14 protein-coding genes and 1 rRNA gene are annotated in these 19936 nt (G+C 61.2%); 5 read left to right on the top strand and 10 right to left on the bottom strand.

Going from position 1 to position 19936, the window contains the following annotated elements:
- Positions 1-776: 776 nt before the first annotated feature.
- From IGW04_RS23535 to IGW04_RS23525, 3 genes are all read right to left on the bottom strand, one after another.
- Complete coding sequence (locus IGW04_RS23535; protein ID WP_194715537.1) at positions 777-2063, bottom strand: Glu/Leu/Phe/Val family dehydrogenase; 1287 nt, start codon at positions 2061-2063, stop codon at positions 777-779.
- Positions 2064-2199: 136 nt separating this feature from the next.
- On the bottom strand, positions 2200-3177 hold the full coding sequence (locus IGW04_RS23530; RefSeq protein ID WP_194715536.1) for a LysR family transcriptional regulator: 978 nt from the start codon (positions 3175-3177) through the stop codon (positions 2200-2202).
- A gap of 45 nt (positions 3178-3222) precedes the next feature.
- Positions 3223-5079 carry an ABCB family ABC transporter ATP-binding protein/permease gene (locus IGW04_RS23525; protein WP_194715535.1) on the bottom strand — a complete coding sequence of 619 codons (1857 nt, stop codon included), beginning with the start codon at positions 5077-5079 and terminating at the stop codon, positions 3223-3225.
- 76 nt (positions 5080-5155) lie between these two features.
- Between IGW04_RS23525 and IGW04_RS23520 the strand changes: the two genes are divergently transcribed.
- Together IGW04_RS23520 and IGW04_RS23515 are read left to right on the top strand one after the other, a co-directional pair.
- Positions 5156-5578 carry an acyl-CoA thioesterase gene (locus IGW04_RS23520; RefSeq protein WP_194715534.1) on the top strand — a complete coding sequence of 141 codons (423 nt, stop codon included), beginning with the start codon at positions 5156-5158 and terminating at the stop codon, positions 5576-5578.
- Positions 5579-5589: 11 nt separating this feature from the next.
- Positions 5590-7164, top strand: a complete 1575-nt coding sequence (locus IGW04_RS23515) for an alkaline phosphatase D family protein (RefSeq protein WP_194715533.1) — start codon at positions 5590-5592, stop codon at positions 7162-7164.
- A 6-nt stretch (positions 7165-7170) separates the two neighbouring features.
- On the opposite strand, the gene IGW04_RS23510 is transcribed toward IGW04_RS23515, so the two are convergent.
- The 3 genes from IGW04_RS23510 to IGW04_RS23500 all read right to left on the bottom strand — a co-directional run bounded on the left by IGW04_RS23510 (position 7171) and on the right by IGW04_RS23500 (position 12242).
- Positions 7171-8853 (bottom strand): long-chain-fatty-acid--CoA ligase, encoded by a 1683-nt coding sequence (locus IGW04_RS23510; protein ID WP_194715532.1) that lies wholly within the window; start codon positions 8851-8853, stop codon positions 7171-7173.
- Positions 8854-9048: 195 nt separating this feature from the next.
- Positions 9049-10158, bottom strand: a complete 1110-nt coding sequence (locus IGW04_RS23505; RefSeq protein WP_194715531.1) for an aminopeptidase — start codon at positions 10156-10158, stop codon at positions 9049-9051.
- Positions 10155-12242 carry a molybdopterin-containing oxidoreductase family protein gene (locus IGW04_RS23500; protein WP_194715530.1) on the bottom strand — a complete coding sequence of 696 codons (2088 nt, stop codon included), beginning with the start codon at positions 12240-12242 and terminating at the stop codon, positions 10155-10157. The genes IGW04_RS23505 and IGW04_RS23500 overlap by 4 nt, the downstream gene beginning before the upstream one ends.
- Positions 12243-12432: 190 nt before the next feature.
- Here IGW04_RS23500 and IGW04_RS23495 point away from each other — a divergent pair, with 190 nt between their 5' ends.
- Complete coding sequence (locus IGW04_RS23495) at positions 12433-13626, top strand: M20 aminoacylase family protein (RefSeq protein ID WP_194715529.1); 1194 nt, start codon at positions 12433-12435, stop codon at positions 13624-13626.
- On the opposite strand, the gene IGW04_RS23490 is transcribed toward IGW04_RS23495, so the two are convergent.
- Entirely contained in the window at positions 13584-15398 is a 1815-nt protein-coding gene (locus IGW04_RS23490) for an ABC transporter ATP-binding protein/permease (protein ID WP_194715528.1), read from the bottom strand. The two genes, IGW04_RS23495 and IGW04_RS23490, sit on opposite strands and share 43 nt — an antisense overlap.
- A 36-nt stretch (positions 15399-15434) precedes the next feature.
- Positions 15435-16427: a tripartite tricarboxylate transporter substrate binding protein gene (locus IGW04_RS23485; RefSeq protein ID WP_194715527.1), complete on the bottom strand. Its 993-nt coding sequence runs from the start codon at positions 16425-16427 to the stop codon at positions 15435-15437.
- A 114-nt stretch (positions 16428-16541) separates the two neighbouring features.
- Between IGW04_RS23485 and IGW04_RS23480 the strand changes: the two genes are divergently transcribed.
- Entirely contained in the window at positions 16542-17501 is a 960-nt protein-coding gene (locus IGW04_RS23480; protein WP_323744898.1) for an SMP-30/gluconolactonase/LRE family protein, read from the top strand.
- Positions 17502-17541: 40 nt separating this feature from the next.
- The gene (gene glpK / locus IGW04_RS23475; protein WP_194715526.1) at positions 17542-19038 is read left to right on the top strand and encodes a glycerol kinase GlpK; all 1497 of its coding nucleotides are present in this window, start codon (positions 17542-17544) and stop codon (positions 19036-19038) included.
- Between the two features lie 295 nt (positions 19039-19333).
- On the opposite strand, the gene tnpB is transcribed toward glpK, so the two are convergent.
- Together tnpB and rrf are read right to left on the bottom strand one after the other, a co-directional pair.
- Positions 19334-19627 (bottom strand): IS66 family insertion sequence element accessory protein TnpB, encoded by a 294-nt coding sequence (gene tnpB / locus IGW04_RS23470; RefSeq protein ID WP_228527349.1) that lies wholly within the window; start codon positions 19625-19627, stop codon positions 19334-19336.
- A 202-nt stretch (positions 19628-19829) separates the two neighbouring features.
- Positions 19830-19936 (bottom strand): 5S ribosomal RNA (gene rrf, locus IGW04_RS23465); the annotation flags it as partial.

Here is a 19936-nt window from a genome sequence, read left to right as displayed (position 1 = left end):
TGGCAGGTTCCGAAGAACCGTCGCTCACTCAAAATACTGACAGACCGATTCTTGCGAATCGTTCTACTTCTTTGTTGTGAGCACTTGCTTAATAGTTGAGCATCCGGCGTTGCCGCCGGCGCACTTCATCAAGTGCCCACACTTATCGGTTGTTGGTTGTTAAAGAACCGGGCAATTCAGTCTGCTGCCAGCCGTCCCGGGGGACTTGCCGGCTGCTGCGAAGCGTTGTGTTCGTCAGCAGCAGAGAAAGCGATTATGCGGTGTTTGGTGGCTTGCGTCAACTGTTTTTGTTTCACTTTCACAGTCCACACTACAAAGTTGCCTTGCACCACATCTTCCAAGAAGGTCCTCCCTGGAAAGCTTGATCGCTATTCCTTGAGACAGAACTTGGAAGGCCGTCACTTTAGCGAGCGCCGTTCATTTTCAGAACTTCAAAAAATGCATAGTTGCAATATGTTTTGTGAATATCAGCGATCCGAATCAAACCAAGCCGGCTGTAACTAGCGCTGTCACTTTCTCGCCAATCAACACTCGGTATCCTGCGTAAGCCCAGTGCGGACAAGATCAATACGTTTTGATTTTCAGCAAGCTTACGAAAGCGACAATGTTTAATATGAACCAATAAAAAAGCCCGCACAAGGCGGGCGAATCGGAAAAACAAAACAACGCCGACATCGTATTTCCAACAAGAAATCATGTCAACAAAAAACTGTTTGGTTACCTGAAACAGCTTGCGTCACCTGTATCCTTTTTGGTCCGCCTTTTGGTTTGGACCGTCAAGGGTACAGGCCGCGCATTTCCCGTGCTTGCAATATCCGAGTGCATCCGACGATGAACGCGGCTGTGCGAAGCGAGACTTTTTTCTCGGAAGCGAGTTGCCATACGCCGGCAAACGCTTCCCGCATGATGCGCGTAAGGCGCAGATTTATTTCGTCTTCAGTCCAGAAGAAGCTCGAAAAGTCCTGTACCCATTCGAAATAGCTGACAGTCACGCCGCCGGCGTTTGCGATAACGTCCGGAACAATCAGAACGCCCTTCTCATGCAGGATATCGTCAGCAAGCGGCGTGGTCGGGCCATTTGCGCCTTCCAGAATGATTTTTGCCTTGATGTGTCCAGCATTGAATTCAGTGATCTGCTGCTCCAAAGCCGCCGGAATCAATATGTCGCAGTCCACTTCCCAGAAACGGTTGCGGTCACTGATGTGTTCCGCGGCGGCATAACCGCCTACACCGCCGTGGGCGGCGACATGCTCCTGTAGCGCAAGCACGTCCAGGCCGGCTTCGTTATATACCGTCGATTGATGGTCCTGCACGGCCACGATGCGCGCGCCGGCTTCGCTGAATAGCCGGGCAGCAATGCTGCCGACATTGCCAAAACCTTGCACGGCAATCCGTGCGCCCTTGATGTCAAGCCCGGTTTTTGCCGCCGCCTCGCAGCCGACAACGAACACACCGCGGCCGGTTGCTTCCCGCCTGCCTAGGCTGCCGCCCAGGGAAATTGGCTTACCCGTCACCACGCCGGACGCCGTGCTGCCCTGGTTCATCGAGTAGGTGTCCATCATCCAGGCCATCACCTGCTCGTTGGTGTTGACGTCCGGCGCCGGAATGTCCTTGTTCGGTCCAATGATGATGCCGATTTCGCTGGTATAGCGACGCGTCACGCGCTGCAGTTCGGCTTGCGACAGCTCGCGCGGATCCAGCCTGATGCCGCCCTTGGCGCCCCCGTAAGGCACGTTGACCGCCGCGTTCTTCACCGTCATCCAGGCCGACAGTGCCATCACTTCCGACAACGTCACGTCCTGGTGAAAGCGCACGCCGCCCTTGCCCGGGCCGCGGGAGGTATTGTGCTGCACCCGGTAACCCTCGAAATGCGCAATGCTGCCATCATCCCGCTCGATGGGCACGTCGACGATCAGCACGCGCTTGGGCCGCTTCAGGGTTTCCACCCAGCGCGCCAGACCGCCAAGGTAAGGCGTCACACGATCGATCTGCTCAAGGTAGACGGCCCAGGGGCCGATTTCATGTGGTGTCAGATAAGACGGGATTTCATGCTGGCTGGACATTTGAGGGCTCCTTGGTTGAACAACGCAGGCAGCGAACCACGCCGGTCTTGCGCTGCAGAGACCTGTATCTTATGACTGGCCGCCGCCGCCGATCCAATGCCTTGTTCGCATGTAACTATGCGTATAAAACATAGTTTTAGTTCCCGTCTGCGTCTTTCAATCTGGCACCTACTTTTTCGGAACGGCGTTTTGGTGAATGCTGCTGGACCAGGTAATCCCACAGTCGGCTGACGACTGGCTTGCCAGGCCGCTGGCCGGAAGGACGTTCCCGGTACAGCCTGATTTCCATCTGCACTTCCCAATCGGGCATGCCGCCGTCTGCACGCGCAAGCTGTTTCTGCTTCAGCTCCCGCGTGACGGCGGACTCCGGCAGGAAAGCCACGCCGTGCCCTTCAAGTGCCATCATCTTCAAGCCTTCGGCCATGTCTGTTTCATAGCGACGCTCCAGATGCGGCGTCTTGCGGGCATCGCTCAGGATCAGATCCACCATGCGGCCGAGATAGGCATTGCTGGTATAGGACAGGAAGGGCAATGGCGAGCGGATGTCGCCGGGCAGCAGAAAATCGGGTGTGCCGGCGCGGTCGCAACGGGCATAGGCGCGCAAGGTTTCGTATCCCAGCACGAGCATGTCGTAGCGGCCGGGATCGAGTTGCACCGGCTGGCGCGGATGGTGGTAGCACAGCAGAAGATCGCAGCCGCCTTCGACGATGGTCATCACGGCGTCATGCACGTTCAGCGCCATCAATCGCGCACCGATCGGGCCAAAACCCGTTTCCATGGACTTGATCCATTTCGGCACGAAGGTCAAGGACAGCGTATGCGGCACGGCGAAGTCGATCATGCCGGGAGCCATGGGACGGTTCCCACGCAACAGCGCGCGGGCATTGTTGACCTGGCCCAGCATTTCCATCGCCTGCTCATAGAACACCTCCCCAGCCGGCGTCAGGCGCGTGGGATAGGAAGTGCGGTCGATCAGGTCGGCGCCGAGCCAGGCTTCCAGCGACTGGATGCGGCGCGAGAATGCCGGCTGGGTGACATGCCTCAGCTCAGCTGAGCGGCTGAAGCTGCGCGTCTCGGCCAGGGAAATGAAATCTTCAAGCCATTTGGTGTCCATGTCGCCATGGTAATCGGCTGGCCGGCTGCAGGCAAAGCGATGGCTTCAGGCAGCTTCGCTGGCGCCCATCGGATCGGCGCTCGGCGAAGCCTGGGCTTCGTCGGGCCTTGCCTGCTGGCGCGCCCACATCTGCGCATAGGCGCCGTCGGCCGACAGCAGCTGCGCATGGGTGCCGCGCTCGATAATGCGGCCATGGTCCATCACCAGGATCTGCGCCGCGTCGGCGATGGTGGACAGCCGGTGCGCAATCACCAGCGTGGTACGCGTGCGGGCAATGGCTTTCAGTTCGGCCTGTATCGCCTGCTCGGCGCGCGAGTCCAGCGCCGACGTCGCTTCGTCGAAGATCAGGATGGCCGGATCCTTCAGCAGCGCCCGGGCAATCGCCACCCGCTGCTTTTCGCCGCCCGAAAGCTTCAGGCCACGTTCGCCGACCATGGTCTGGTAACCCGCCGGCAGCGATTCGATGAAGTCATGGATGGACGCTGCGCGCGCGGCGGCGATCAGTTCCTCGCGGCTGGCGCCTGGCCTGCCATAGGCGATGTTGTATTCGATGGTGTCATTGAACAGCACGGTATCCTGCGGCACGATGCCGATGGCGCTGCGCAGCGATGACTGGGTTACCTGGCGCAAATCCTGGCCATCGATGTTGATGGCGCCGCCATCCACGTCATAGAAACGGAACAGCAGCCGTGACAGCGTCGATTTGCCCGAGCCGCTATGACCAACGACGGCAGTCGTGCTGCCGGCCGGGATGGTGAAATCGACATCGAACAGGATCTGCCGGTTTTTCTCGTAGCTGAAATTGACATGGGAGAAGCGCACCTCGGCGCCATGCGCAGCGAGCGCCGGCGCGTCCGGCACGTCCGCCACCTCGCGGTGCTGGTCCAGAAGGGCGAACAGGCGTTCCATGTCGGCCAGGCTCTGCTTGATTTCGCGGTACAGCACGCCCAGGAAATTCAGCGGCACATACAGCTGGATCATGAATGCATTGACCAGCACCAGGTCGCCCAGCGTCATGGTGCCGTCGATCACGCCCTGGGTAGCGCGCCACAGGATCAGGGTGACGGCGATGGCGATGATGGCGGACTGCCCGGTATTGAGCAGCGACAGCGAGGTTTGCGAGCGCACCGCCGCAGCCTCGTAGCGCTGCAGGCCTTCGTCATAGCGCCGTGCCTCATACTCCTCGTTGCCGAAGTACTTGACCGTTTCATAGTTGATCAGGGAGTCGATCGCCTTGGTGTTGGCCTTGGAGTCGAGGTCATTCATCGTCCGCCGGAAGTGGGTTCGCCACTCGGTCACCAGCACGGTGAAAGCGATGTATGCCACCAGCGCGCCGGCTGTGATGATGGAAAACCAGATGTCGTAATGCAGCACCAGGTAGCCCAGCACCAGCGTGATTTCCACCAGGGTCGGCAGGATGGAAAACAGGGTGTATGAAACCAGCGAGGAAATGCCGCGGGTGCCGCGCTCGATGTCGCGCGTCATGCCGCCGGTCTGGCGGTTCAGGTGAAAGCGCAGCGACAGCGAATGCAGATGCTTGAAGACCTGCAGCGCGACCGTGCGCACCGCGCGCTGGGTGACCCTGGCGAATACGAACTCGCGCAATTCGGTAAACAGCGTGGTGGACAGCCGCAGCGCGCCGTAGGCGAGCAGCAGGCCCAGCGGGAGCGCAAGCAATGCCTGCGGCTGGCTTGCAGTGATGGTCAGGCGGTCGATCAGCTGCTTGAGCACCAGGGGAACGCCGACATTGGCCAGCTTGGCGCTGACCAGAAACACCAGGGCCAGCGACATGCGCCATTTGTAAGCCCACAGATAGGGGAGCAGGGTCTTCAGGGTGGCCCAGTCGTTGCGGGTGCCCTGGTTGGCAGGGGCGTCGGGAAGCGGGGGCAGAGTGCGTCGCATTGAGAGTGGGCTGGCGGGTGGTTTATGCTTGGCCCTCGATTGTAACGTTCTTATCCCAGGAAGGCAGGACCGCTCCATGACCGAAAGTAACCAGACCAGACTTCCGCCCGGCATGCCGGCCCTGAGGGTGATGCCGATGCCGGCGGACTCCAACGCGCACGGCGATGTGTTTGGCGGATGGATCATGGCCCAGGTCGACATCGCCGGCGCACTGCCGGCGGCCCGTCGCGCCAACGGCCGGGTGGCTACCATCGCCGTCAACTCCTTTGTGTTCAAGCAGCCCGTGTTCGTCGGCGACCTGCTGTCGTTCTATGCGACGGTCGTCAAGTCGGGCAAGACGTCGGTCACGGTGAATGTCGAGGTGTATGCCGAGCGCAATCGCCTGCAGTGGGAAGTGGTGAAGGTGACCGAAGCAACCCTCACCTATGTCGCCACTGGGGAAGACCGCAAGCCGCGGCTGCTGCCGCCCGAGTCGGACCGGCACCCGGACGGCGCGTAGCCATCGCGCGCATGGACAGGCGCTCCTTCCTGCTCAATGCCGCGCGTCTTGCCGCCTTGGGCGCCGGCGCAGGCCGCACGACGCTCTGCGCGGCCGCCGACTGGTATCCTTTCCGCCTCGGCGTGGCATCCGGGTCGCCGCTTCCCCATGGCGTCGTGCTATGGACGCGCATTCTGTCCGAGCCGGGCAATGACGCAGCGCCGGCTGAGGGTCCACTAACAGTGCGCTGGGAACTGGCGAGCGATGAAGCTTTCCGCGACATCGTCGCACGCGGCGACGCCATCGCCACGCCACAGCTTGCGCACAGCGTGCATGTCGACGTGGGCGGCCTGCGGCCGGACCGCTGGTACTGGTACCGCTTCATGCTGGGCGATGCGGTCAGCCCGGTGGCGCGCACCCGCACCGCGCCTGCGGCAGGCGCAATGCCGGCAAGGATGCGGCTGGCCTACGCCTCCTGCCAGCACTGGGAATTTGGCGAGTACGCGGCGCATCGCCATATCGCTGAAATGGCGCCTGACCTGGTTGCCTTTCTCGGGGACTACATTTACGAATGGGGCCCGTATCAAGCTACGCATCCGGATACACCCCGGCGCGGCAATGAATCGCTGACGCTGGCGGACTACCGCGCCCGCTATGCGCAATACAAGGCCGACCCGCATCTGCAGGCATCGCACCATGCCGCGCCCTGGATCGTCACCTGGGACGACCATGAGGTGGCCAATGACTACGCCGATGACCGTGACGTCCGGCTGGACCCGGTCTTCCTGCAGCGCCGCGCCGCCGCCTATCAGGCTTTCTATGAGCACATGCCGGTGCGGCTAACCGTGCAGCCGGAGCAGGCCGGGCGCTTCGCCCACATGCGCATCTACGAACGTTACGACTGGGGCCGGCTGGCGCGCCTGCATGTGCTGGACGACCGCCAGTATCGTTCGCATCAGGCCTGTGCGCCGATGGGACGCGGCGGCAGCACATCGGTGGGTGCTGCGGCTTGCAGGGAAAGGCTGGAGCCGCAGCGCACGCTCTTAGGCCTGGAACAGGAAGCCTGGCTGGCGCAGGGACTGGCATCGTCAAGGGCGCGCTGGAATATCCTGGCGCAGCAGACGCTGATGGCTCAGTGCAGCCACGCCCCGACTGACAGCGACGGCGAGGGCCGTTTCTGGACCGATGGCTGGGATGGCTACCCGGCGGCGCGCCAGCGCCTGATGGGCGATATCGCCCGCCACCGCCCCGCCAATCCGGTAGTGATTTCAGGCGACGTGCACAGCTTTTTCGCCAGCGATCTGCGCAATGACTTTTACCGTCCCGCCTCGCTGGCCAACCCGGTGCTGGCGAGCGAATTCTGCGGTACGTCGGTCACATCGAACTCGCGGCCACAGGCGCGCACCGAGCAATACCTGGCCATGAATCCCCACATTGCCTACGGCCGCAGCGACCGGCGCGGCTTTGCCGTGATGGACCTGGCGCCGGATCATGCCACGGTACTGTTTCAGGGACTGGAGAATGTAAAAAGCGCCAGCTCGGCAATGGCGACGCTGGCGCGTTTCAGGGTGGAGGATGGCCGGCCGGGCGTGCTGCCGGCAGCCTGACAGGCGTTACGCTGCCTGCTTTTCGTCGCGCAGTTCGCGCCGCAGTATCTTGCCCACATTGGTCTTCGGCAGTTCAGTGCGGAACTCGATGTACTTCGGACGCTTGTAGCCGGTCAGTTGCTCGCGGCAATAGTCCATCAACTGGGCCGAGGTCAGAGCCGGATCCTTGCGCACCACGAACACCTTGACCGCCTCGCCCGAATTCGCATCGGGCACGCCCACGCATGCCGACTCCAGCACGCCGGGATGGGTCGCCAGCACATCCTCGATCTCGTTCGGATAGACATTGAAGCCCGACACCAGGATCATGTCCTTCTTGCGGTCGACGATGCGCACATAACCGCGCTCGTCCATCACGCCGACATCGCCGGTCTTGAAGTAGCCGTCGGGCGTCATCACCTTGGCCGTTTCCTCCGGACGGTTCCAGTAGCCGACCATCACCTGCGGTCCGCGGATGGCTATTTCACCGACCTGGTCAAGCGGCAGCGGCTGGCCGTTGTCGCTCAGGATCGCCACTTCGGTCGATGGCACGGGCAAGCCTATGGTGCCGGTGAAGGCATGGTTGTCGGATGGATTGCAGGTAGCGACCGGAGAGGTCTCGGACAGGCCATACCCCTCGATGATGGGGCAGCCCGTCACCTGCAGCCACTTGTCCGCCACTGCGCGCTGTACCGCCATGCCGCCGCCGTTGCAGACCTTCAGCCCGGAAAAGTCGAGTTTGGCGAAATCGGGATTGTTGAGCAGGCCGTTATACAGCGTGTTGACCGCCGGGAAGATATTGATCTTGTACTTGGACAGCTCCTTGACCAGGCCCGGAATGTCGCGCGGATTGGGTATGAGCAGATTGGTGGCGCCCATGCGGGTGCCCATCAGGCAGCAGGCCGTCAGCGCAAAGATGTGGTACAGCGGCAGCGCACAGACATACACCAGTTCCTCGACATGCGGCTCGCGCTTGATCGCCGGCTGCGCCCAGGCCTCGCTCTGCAGCACATTGGCCAGCACATTGCGGTGGGTCAGGGTTGCGCCCTTGGAGACGCCGGTAGTGCCGCCGGTGTACTGCAGGAAGGCCACGTCCTCATGGGTCAGTGGCACGGGTTTGAGCGTCATGCGGCTGCCTTCGGCCAGTGCGCGCTTGAACGGCACTGCATTGGACAACTGGTAGGCCGGCACCATTTTTTTCACATTGCGGACGACGAAATTGACGATGCCGCCCTTGAGGCCGCCCAGCAGGTCGCCCATCGAGGCAATGACTACATGACGCACCTTGGTGTTTGCCACCACCTGCTCCAGCGTCGTGGCGAAGTTCTCGAGGATGATGATGGCTTCGGCGCCGGAATCGTTGAGCTGGTGCGCCAGCTCGCGGGCAGTGTAGAGCGGATTGACGTTGACGACGGTGTAGCCGGCGCGCAGCACGGCAGCCAGGGCGACCGGGTACTGAAGTACGTTGGGCATCATCAGCGCCACGCGAGCGCCCTTTTCCAGCCCCCTGCTCTGCAGCCAGGCGCCAAGGCGCTGAGACATCGCATCGACCTGCGCATAGGTCAGCGACTTGCCCATGCAGATATAGGCCTTGCGCTGCGCGTAATTCTGAAAGGCTTCTTCCAGCAGGTGGACCAGCGAACGGTAACGGGTGTAATCGATTTCCGCGGGGACGTCCGCCGGATAGGACCTGAGCCAAATCTTGTCCATAGTCTGCCTCGAAATATTGTTATGTATGGAGATGGAAGGATGCGCTGGGCGCCGGGCCGGCAGGCCTGTTGAAAGCTGCCGGTAAGCAGGATGCTAGTCGGCAGGCCCCGGCGTCGCAAGCATTTTGCGAAAATTTGGAACACTTCCTCTAGCGGCGGCTATTTCCCATGATCAATTAATTAGCCGATTGATCGCTTATTCCTGGCGGGTCGTCATTATCGGACTTTCATGCGACGCCATCCTGGCTGGCTGGCCCAGGTCGGCCAGTTGCTGATGGCGCTGTCCCTTGTCTTCCGTCGCCATCCGCTTTACCGCCGCGTAGAAGGCCGACAGGCTCTTTTCCTGCCGCAGAAGGGTCCGGAAACCCGGTACGAAATCATGGTAGGTCGCAATCGACGCAAGGTGCGCATTGGACAGCGGCTCGGCGAACCACCGGTCGTATCCGGCATAACCGCCCCAGCTGGCCTTGAGCACCTGGTAGTCGCCCTTCAGGGACTGGAACAGCTTGGCCTTGGTTTCCAGCTTTTCGGCCTCGGCTGCATCGCTGTCGTAGTTGGCCTTCAGTTCGGCACGATATTTCATTAACAGGGCCAGGAAATCCTTCTTGCGGCTCTCGTAGTCGGTATAGGCACGGCGCATCTTTTCATCGCCGAAGCGCGCCATCCAGCGCTCCACGCCGACTTCTTCCACCGCCACCGCGAAGGACTCATTGAACTGGCTGTCATCCTTGGCATAGGCAACCTGGTGCGCCAGCTCGTGGAAGACCAGGCGCGCCAGTTCGCCGTCCGGATACTGGATAAAGGTCGACAGGACCGGGTCGTTGAACCAGCCCAGGGTCGAGTAGGCTGGCACGCCGCCGATCTGCACATCGAGCCCCTGCGCGCGCAATTCGCCGGCAAATGCCTGCGCCGCTTCCTTGCTGTAATAGCCGCGGTAATTGACGCAGCCGGCAATCGGGAAACACCATTTGGTTGGTTCCAGCGACAGCGCCGGCGCCGCCACGACGTTCCACAACACGAACGGACGCTTCAGGTCAGCGTAGAACTTGTAGCTGCCATTGTCCGGCAGTTCCAGTTCGGCGGCGGCGAAACGGCGTATTTCCTTGACCCGCTGCAGCTTGGTCTTGAGCTTGTCGCCGGTCGCCGGGTCGGCCAGCCAGTCGTCGATCGGACGGGCCTGTGCCATCAGCGAGTATTGCCCTTGCGCTGCCTGCATGTAATAACCAAGCTGGGCGCAGCCGCCGGACAGGGCGGCAGCCAGAATGGCGGCGCTGGCAAGCAGCGCAGTGCGATAGCGTATCTTCATGCTTCCCTTCCTGCTTTTTCCACTTCAACCAGCACGTCGTAAAAGGTGGGCGCACGGCCCATGTCGGTCAGGCGCTGGCTGGTCAGTTCATTGGCATTTTTTCCGTCCGAAGCCAGTTTTTTCCACCAGATCGACAGGCCTACCACCAGGCCGGGACGGGCATGGTCAGTGACGCGCGCCCGGGCGGTGAAGGCACCGCGGTCATTGTGGATGCGTACCCGGTCGCCATCGGCGATGCCGCGCACAGCCGCGTCCTGCGGGTGCATGTCCAGATGCGGCTCGCCTTCCGTACTGCGCAGGCTCTGCACATTGACGAAGGTGGAATTCAGGAAATTGCGGGCCGGCGGCGAGATCATCGCCAGGGGATAGCGCCGCGCCAGTTCGGGATTGCTGGCGGCGGATTCATAAGGCGGGATATAGGACGGCAGCGGATCGAGCCCTTCGGCCAGCATGCGGGCGCAATAGAATTCGCATTTTCCGGAAGGGGTGGCGAAATTGCCGTTGGCGAACGGCGCGTTTGCAATGGCCAGCTTGCGCCAGCCATTGCGCTTCAGTTCTTCCCAGTCGAAATGCGCGGCACGCGGGTCGGCCCGGTTGAAGGCCTGGGCTGCAATCTCGTCATCGGTTTCATTGAAGCAGTCGTCGTCGAAACCCATGCGGGCCGCGAGCAAACGAAAAATGTCGGTATTGGGCTTGGACTCGCCCAGCGGCTCGATCGCGGGATTGTTGGCCAGCATGTAAAGATGGCCGTAGGCGCCATGCACGTCGGCATGCTCAAGCTGGGTCGTGGCGGGTAGAAGGATGTCGGCGTAGTCGGCCGTGTCGGTCTGGAAGTGCTCCAGCACCACGGTAAACAGGTCCTCGCGGGCAAAGCCCTGCGCCACCTTCGGCGACTCCGGCGCCACCGCCACGGGATTGGCGTTATAGACAATCACCGCCTCGATCTGCGGGCCGAATTCGGGCGATGCCGGCCGCAGCAGATCGTCGCCTATGGTGCTCATGTTGACCAGACGCGGCAGCTTGCCCGGCAGCAGATCGGGACGCTGCAGTGCCTGCGTGTTCTTGGGAAAGCTGTCGCTGGCCGAGAGCTGAACGCCGCCAGCCGGATGACGCCAGGCGCCGACCAGCGCCGGCAGACAGCTGATGTTGCGTACCGCCATGCCGCCGCCACGCACTCGCTGCAGGCCGTAATTCAGGCGTATGGCAACCGGCTGCCCGGTGCGGGCGGTGCCGCCATACAGTTGCGCCAGCTGTTCGATCTGCTCGACCGGCACGCCGCAGATTTCCGCCGCCCGCTGCGGCGGCCATTCCATCGCTCGCACTTTGAGTTCGTCAAAACCCAGGGTGTGGCGCGCGATGTAGTCGTGGTCGAGCAGGTCGTCGCGGATCAGGATGTGCATCATCGCCAGTGCCAGCGCAGCGTCGGTGCCCGGCAAGGGAGCAATATGGATCTGGCACTTTTCCGCCGTCAGCGAGCGGTAGGGGTCGATCGCCACCAGGATCGCGCCGCGGCGCTTGGCTTCCTGGGCGCGCATCCAGAAATGCACGTTGGACGCAATCGGGTTGCCGCCCCAGATCAGGATGACCTGAGCGTCCTGGAACTGCTCGACGTCCATGCCGACCTTGCCGCCCAGCGTGTAGGTGATGCCTGCCGCGCCAGCCGAGGCGCAGATGGTACGGTCGAGCCGCGACGCGCCCAGCCGGTGGAAGAAGCGCGCCGACATCGACTCGCCCTGCACCAGGCCCATGGTGCCGGCATAGTTGTAGGGGAGGATGGCTTCCGGCGCGCGCGCTGTGATTTCCTTCAGGCGCGCAGCGATGGTATCGAGCGCCTCTTCCCAACTGATCCGTTCGAACCGGCCTTCGCCTTTGGCGCCGACCCGACGCATCGGATGCAGCAAACGATCCGCATGGTAGGTGCGCTCGGTGTAGCGGGCGACCTTGGTGCACAGCACGCCGGCCGTGGTCGGGTGTTCCGGATCGCCGCGCACTTTCGTGGCGACGCCGTTTTCCACCGTCACCAGCATGGCGCAGGTATCGGGACAATCATGGGGGCAGGCAGCGCGGATGGTCTTGGTCGTCATGGGAATATCGCTTTCGGAGCGTTCAATCGTACTGCAAAACGCTTTTCGTCAGGCATGAAATTTCAGCTTAAGCATCTGTTTTTGAAGCTGTTTTATTTCCAGAATTGACCAACTTGCAAATGCTTGACGCTTCAATATTGTCGAGCTTGCAAATCGGCTATGCTGTCGGTTCAAAATACAGGAGAACATCATGCAGTTGATCGATCCCATTGTTGCGTTTCAATCCGAGCTGGCGCAGATCCGGCGCGACATCCATGCCCATCCGGAACTGTGCTACGAAGAGCAGCGCACGGCGGACGTGGTCGCGCAAAAGCTGACCGAATGGGGCATTCCGATTATCCGCGGCCTGGCCAAGACCGGCGTGGTGGGCGTCATCCGCAACGGCGACAGCCCGCGCGCCATCGGCCTGCGCGCCGACATGGACGCGCTGCCGGTGCAGGAGGTCAACACCTTTTCCCATGCCTCGCGCCATCCGGGCAAGATGCACGCCTGCGGCCATGACGGCCATGTGGCGATGCTGCTGGGGGCAGCCCACTACCTGGCGCACCACCGCAATTTCGATGGTACGGTGTATGTGATCTTCCAGCCGGCCGAGGAAGGCGGCGGCGGCGCCAGCAAGATGATGGACGAAGGTTTGTTCGAGCAATGCCCTATGGACGCCATCTTCGGCATGCACAACTGGCCGGGCGTGGCCACCGGCACCTTTGGCGTGACGCCAGGGCCGATGATGGCATCGTCCAACGAGTTCGAACTGACCATCACCGGCCGCGGCGCCCATGCGGCCCAGCCGCACAAGGGGGTGGACCCGGTGATGACGGCAGTGCAGATTGCGCAGAGCTGGCAAACCATCATCAGCCGCAACAAGAGCCCGCTTGCGCCCGCGGTCCTGTCCATCACCCAGATCCACGCCGGCAGCGCAACCAATGTGATCCCGGACCAGGCCACCATGATAGGCACGGTGCGCACTTTCGATCTGCCGGTGCTGGACCTGATTGAAAGCCGCATGCGCACGGTCGCCGAGCATACTGCCGAGGCATTCGACGCCAGCGTCCATTTCGAATTCAAGCGCAATTACCCGCCGCTGATCAATCACGCAAGGGAAACGGCGTTCGCAACCGAGGTGCTGCAGTCCATCGTCGGCGCCGACAAGGTCGATGCCCAGGTCGAACCCACGATGGGCGCCGAGGACTTTGCTTTCTTCCTGCAGAAAAAGCCTGGCTGCTATGTATTCATCGGCAATGGCGACGGTGACCATCGCAGCGGCGGACATGGGCTGGGGCCATGCAACCTGCATAACCCGAGCTACGACTTCAACGATGCGCTGCTGCCGATCGGCGCGACCTACTGGGTGCGGCTGGCCGAAACCTGGCTGGCGCGCGGCTGAACCTGTGCCTGCAGCAGCGATGGGACGATGCGGTAAGTCCGTGTCCCATCCTGCTGCGCATTGCCAGCACCGTCATCCGCCACGAATTGCCAGCGCAGATGATGGTATTGCGCCACCGATTCCCGGTGCGCGATGCTGACGATGGTCGAGTCCGGCAGTTCCGCGGTGAGCAGCGCATACAGGGCCGCTTCGGTATCGCCATCCATGGCGCTGCTGGCTTCATCCAGGAACACGATATCCGGGCGGATCAGCAGCACGCGCACCATCGCCAGGCGCTGCTGCTCGCCGGGAGACAGCTTCTGGCTCCAGTTTTCTTCCTGATCCAGCACGGGCGCCAGATGCGCAAGACGGCATGCATCGAAATGCCGCAGGATGTCGGCATCGTCATAATTCTGCGCAGCCAGGGGATAGGTCACCGCGGCCCGCAGCGTGCCTATCGGCAGATAGCTGCGCTGCGGCAGAAACAGCACGGAGGCCTGCTGCGGTATGTCGATCGCCCCATCGCCATAGGGCCAGATACCGGCAATGGCGCGAAACAGCGTGGACTTGCCACAGCCGGAGGGGCCGGCAACGAGGATACGCTGCCCCGCGCCAATGGCCGACGACAGGGGCTGCGTCAGCGGCAGGCCCGAGGGCAGCGCCAGCGTCAGATCGGCAAGCGTGATGTCCTGCGTGCCGTTGCGCACCACCCTGATGTTCGACTCGGTATGACGTGCCGCTTCGACGACATCATGAAAACCAGAAAGCCGGTTCACGCTCGCTTTCCATTCGGCCAGCGAGCTGAATGCCTCGATGAACCATGACAAGGCCGACTGCACCTGGCCAAACGCCGAAGAGATCTGCATCAGTCCGCCCAAGGTGATGGCGCCGCTGAAGTAACGCGGTGCGCCCACGAGGAAGGGAAAGATGATTGCAAACTGCGCATAGAAGGTTGACGCCACATTCAGGCGCTTCGTGGTGCGCATGATCTGCCACCAGTTGTCGCGTATTCTTTCGAAACGTCCTTCGAGTTGAGCATGTTCCTGCGGCTCGCCGCGATAAAGCGCAACGGACTCGGCATTCTCACGCACGCGAATCAGGCCGAAGCGAAAGTCCGCCTCGAAGCGTTGCTGCATGAAGTTCTGCTGCACCAGCGGCTTGCCGATCCAGGCCACCAGCAGCGACCCGATGCCGGCATAGGCGATCGCGAACCAGACCATATAGCCTGGGATCACCCAGTCCTGCCCGCCTAGCATGAAAGCCAGCGGCCCGCTGACGGACCAGAGTATTCCCACGAACGACACCAGCGTGACGACGCTGGAGAGCAGGCCCAGGGACAGCGTCAATGAGCCATTGGTCAGATACTTGAGGTCTTCGGCGATGCGCTGGTCCGGATTGTCGGCGCCGCCGGCTTGCTCAATCCGGTAATACGCCTGGCCCGAAAGCCAGCCCTCCATGTACTGCCGCGTCATCCAGCCGCGCCAGCGGATTTCCAGCGCCTGCGTCAGGTAGACCTTGTAGATCGCCACCGCAATGTAGATGAACGCGAGGTAGGAAAACCGCCATAGCTGTTCCTTGAACGTCGCCAGGTCCTTGCTTTCCAGCGCGTTGTAGAAGACCCGGTTCCATTCATTGAACAGCACGTTGATGTAGACCATCCCCAACGCCAGCACAACCACGGTGGCGAGCAAGCCGCGCGCCTTCCATTTTTCCTCCGACACCCAATAAGGCTTGAGCAGACGCCAGACCGCATGCCAATCAGTCGGTTCGCTGGTCCGGCGTTTTACCTGCATGGTATTCATCCTTATGGAATTGGAGGGTTGTGTTGCTTAGTCCACCTTGGCGCCGGAAGCCTTTACAACCTTTTCCCACTTCTTGGTTTCTGCCTGGATATGCGCGGCGAACTGCTCCGGCGTATTACCCACCGGGTCGGCCCCCTGGCTGATCATCTTTTCCTTTACCGCGGGGCTCGACAGCGACTGCGCGATTTCCTGCTGCAGCTTGTTGACGATGTCTTTCGGTGTACCGGCCGGCGCCAGTATGCCGAACCAGGAACTGGCTTCAAAACCTGCGAGCTCTCCGCCGGCATTGGCCAGCGGCATCACGCCAGGCAGCGCCGGCGATGGCTTGCTGCTGGTAACGCCCAGCGCAACCAGCTTGCCCGACTTGATGAAAGGCAGCGCAGATGGCAGGTTGTCGAACATCAGGTCGGCTTGTCCGGCGATCAGATCTGTCAGTGCTGGGCCGGAGCCGCGATAAGGCACGTGGAGCATATAGGTCTTGGTTGTGGTCTTGAACAGTTCGCCAGCGAGATGAATGGAGGTGCCATTGCCGGAAGACGCCATATTGAGCTTGCCCGGGTGCGACTTCGCGTACGAGGTAAAGCTCTTGATATCGGTAATCTTGTTCTTTTCGGCAAAGTCCTTGTTCACCACGAGAACGTTGGGCACGGAAGCAACCAGTGTCACCGGCGCGAAGTCCTTGATAGGGTCGAACGGCATCTTGGGATAGAGCGACTGGTTGATCGCATGCGTACCGACGGTTCCCATCAGCAGGGTATAGCCGTCAGGTGCCGACTTGGCCACCACATCGGCGCCAACATTTCCCCCCGCGCCGGGCCGGTTGTCAACGATGACCGACTGTCCCATCGACTTCTGAAGTTCGGCGCCAACCGCGCGGGCCAGCAGGTCAGTCGTGCCGCCGGCGGCGAATGGCACGACAATCTTGATGGGCTTGCTGGGATAGGTGTCTGCGCTTGCCGATGCGCTGGCCAGTGCCATCGCAGCCATGCCGAACAGGGATAAGCAGTTCTTGAGTTTCATTGTTTCTTCCTCGAGTTTTGTATAGGGAACTCCGGTGATAGCCAGGTTATGCAGGCTGCGTCTGGCCGGGCACCGGCCGGTACCGCATATTACGACGATTACCATCGACTGGGCTTGCGCTCCATAGGAGCACCCTGCCAAACGCTGTTGCATAATGCACATTTTCCTCATCAGGACCTCGCCATGCAAATTTCTGACATCCAGCTTGCCTATCCTGTGCCGATGCAGCTTGGGGAATGTCCCTTGTGGCATCCGCGGGAAAACCAGCTTTACTGGATCGACATCGACGGCCGTGCAGTGCACCGGCTGGCCCTTCAGAACAACATGCACCAGTCCTGGGCGATGCCCTCGGAACCTGGCGCCATCACATGGTGTGCAGCGGGGGGCATGCTGGTAGCGCTGCGCACCGGCATTCACATGCTCGACACCGCGACCGGCTCGTTGAATCTCCTTGCCGCGCCGCCCTATGACCCGGCACGCGAACGATTCAACGATGGACGATGTGATGCCGCAGGGCGCTTATGGATAGGCACACTCTATGAGCCGCGCGATCAGCCTAATGCGGCACTGTATGCGTTCGAACGCGGCGCGCTGCGTGACAGCGGCATACGCTCCACGGTATCCAATGGCGTCGCATTCAGCCCGGACAACCGTGTCATCTATCACAGCGACACTACCAGCCATCGCATCAGCGCCTATGAATTCGACCTGCAGAGCGGCGCGCTTGGCGTTGGCCGCGTGCTGCAGCAGTTCCCGACGGAGCGCAATGCGCAATACGGCGGCAGACCGGATGGCGCGGCGGTCGATGCCGAAGGCAATTACTGGTGCGCGATGTATGAAGGCGGCCGCTTGCTGCAGTTGTCGCCGAACGGGACTATGCTGCGTGAGATACTGCTGCCGGTGCGTTGTCCCACCATGGTAGCCTTTGGTGGCAACGACCTGCGCACGCTTTACATCACCACAGTGAGCAGCAAGCGCAGTGCAGAAGAGCTGGCGGCGTGCCCTCATTCAGGCTGTCTGTTATCACTGCGCGTGGATGTGCCGGGCTTGCCCGAGCATCCCTATATTCCATAGCATTACCGGTTACGAACATAATCAAAATAACGAGACAAGCATGAGCAACTACATTCTTGCGCTGGACCAGGGGACGACCAGTTCACGCGCCATCTTGTTTGACCGCGCAGGCCATGTCCGTGGCTGCGCTCAACAGGAATTCCGGCAAATCTTTTCGCATCCAGGCTGGGTCGAACACGATCCTGACGAGATCTGGCAATCACAGCTTGCCGTCGCGCGGCAGGTAATGAAGGAATGTGCAGTCAGTGCTGCAGACATCGCCGCGATCGGCATTACCAACCAGCGTGAAACCACTGTGGTATGGGACCGTACGACCGGTGAAGCTATCGGCAATGCGATCGTCTGGCAGGACAGACGCACCGCCGATATCTGCGACGCATTGCGTGAAGCCGGCCACGCGGACCTGTTCCAGCGCAAGACCGGCCTGGTACTGGACGCCTATTTTTCCGGCACCAAGGTCAAATGGCTGCTCGATCATGTGCCCGGCGCGCGCGAACGGGCTGAGCGCGGCGGACTTGCGTTCGGCACCGTCGATAGCTGGCTGATCAGCAAGCTCAGCGGTCAGCATGTCACCGATCCCAGCAATGCCTCCCGCACACTGATGTTCAATATCCATACCATGGAATGGGACGAGGAACTGCTGGAGATACTCGGCATTCCCCGTGCGATGCTGCCAAGTGTGGTTCCAAGCAGCGGCGTCATCGCCCACACCGATGCGGCACTGTTTGGCGCCGCATTGCCGATTGCGGGCATCGCCGGAGACCAGCAGGCAGCCACATTCGGCCAGGCCTGCCTGCGGCCCGGCATGGCCAAGAACACCTACGGAACCGGCTGCTTCATGCTGATGAATACCGGTTCCAAGCCGATTACCTCTCATAACAACCTGGTGACCACCGTAGGCTGGACTTGCGGCGACACAAAGCCCAGAGATGCTGTCTATATGCTGGAAGGCAGCGTTTTCATGGCCGGCGCAACGGTGCAATGGCTGCGTGACGGCCTGGGCATCATCCGGAGTTCGGATGAAGTGGAGGCGCTTGCCGCGAGCGTGCCGGATACCGACGGCGTGGTGTTTGTTCCCGCCTTTGCAGGTCTGGGCGCGCCGCATTGGGATGCTTACGCGCGGGGAACCATCGTCGGCATGACGCGAGGCACAAACAAGGCGCATATAGCCCGTGCGGCGTTGGCCAGCATTGCCTATCAGACGGTCGACATATTGCGTGCAATGCAGAATGACTCCGGCATTGAATTGCAGGAACTGCGTGTGGACGGTGGCGCTTCGAGAAACGACTTGCTGATGCAATTCCAGGCAAATGTGCTCGGCGTACCGGTGGTTCGCCCAGTCATTACCGAGACGACTGCTTTGGGAGCGGCATATCTTGCAGGTATCGCGGTCGGATTCTGGAAGTCGCAGGACGAGGTTGCTGGTCAATGGCAAAAAGAACGGCGCTTTGATCCTGACATGAGCGCAGAGGAGCGCAACAGTCGCCTGAACCAGTGGCATCGCGCTGTTGAACGCGCACGCGCCTGGGTTGAATGATTTTCGGTGCAGCCGTGGCTTCGCAGCAAGGCGCGAGGCCGACCTGTACGAGCTTCAATAAACAAGGAATAAAAGGAAACAGATGAATTTTCGCGGCTGGCAATGGTGTCGCCGGGGCGCCGCAGGAAATTCCGGGAGCATGCTGCCAGCTCGCTTAGCGGTGCGTGCCTGCAGGCTCATACCCCCGGGAAAGTCGTGCCTGCAGCTTCTTGATGTTGAGCGCCACACTGGCAGTTGACGCTTCCTCGATTCAGACGAAGCGGCCGCGATTTCGGTAGTGGGCGGCAGCGAGAGATCAAAGCCCGTCATAGACCAGAACCTTGATTCGCCTACTGCTCTTGTTGGTAAACAGATAAGCATGGTGCGGGCGAGCGGTGCCGAACACCTTCATGACCCGTGCCAGGGCAGTGTCCGTGCCGGCCCGCATATCCAGCGGGTCGCAGGCCAGCCAGATGGCATCAATGCGGATCACCGAAGCACCTCGCGCAACCATGCTGCGCGTTCGGTGACCAATGACATCGGCCAGTTGCGCTTTCAGGCTTGCGCCATGGCGCCGCCGACGCACCATCCTCGAGGTCGATTCCGTCATGGGGTGTCCACTTAAAAAATAGGTGGACACGATTATCCCTAATGCCCTGGCTGCCACAAGGGGAGTTCAGTAGTGCTTACACTGCACACACTGCCACGCTGTGCATCCGGAGGTAGTCATCCTGGTTCTTCAGTCTGGCCGTTCCAACGCCCCAAAGCAAAAACCCCCGGCGCCTTCTGGCACCGGGGGTTTTCTAATAACAGCCTGACGATGACCTACTTTCACACTGGTTGCAGCACTATCATCGGCGCAAAGTCGTTTCACGGTCCTGTTCGGGATGGGAAGGGGTGGTACCAACTCGCTATGGTC

Origin of the sequence: Noviherbaspirillum soli (genome assembly GCF_015352955.1) — a bacterium.
Lineage (GTDB): Bacteria > Pseudomonadota > Gammaproteobacteria > Burkholderiales > Burkholderiaceae_D > Noviherbaspirillum_A > Noviherbaspirillum_A soli.
This window is presented reverse-complemented; position numbering and strand designations above follow the sequence as displayed.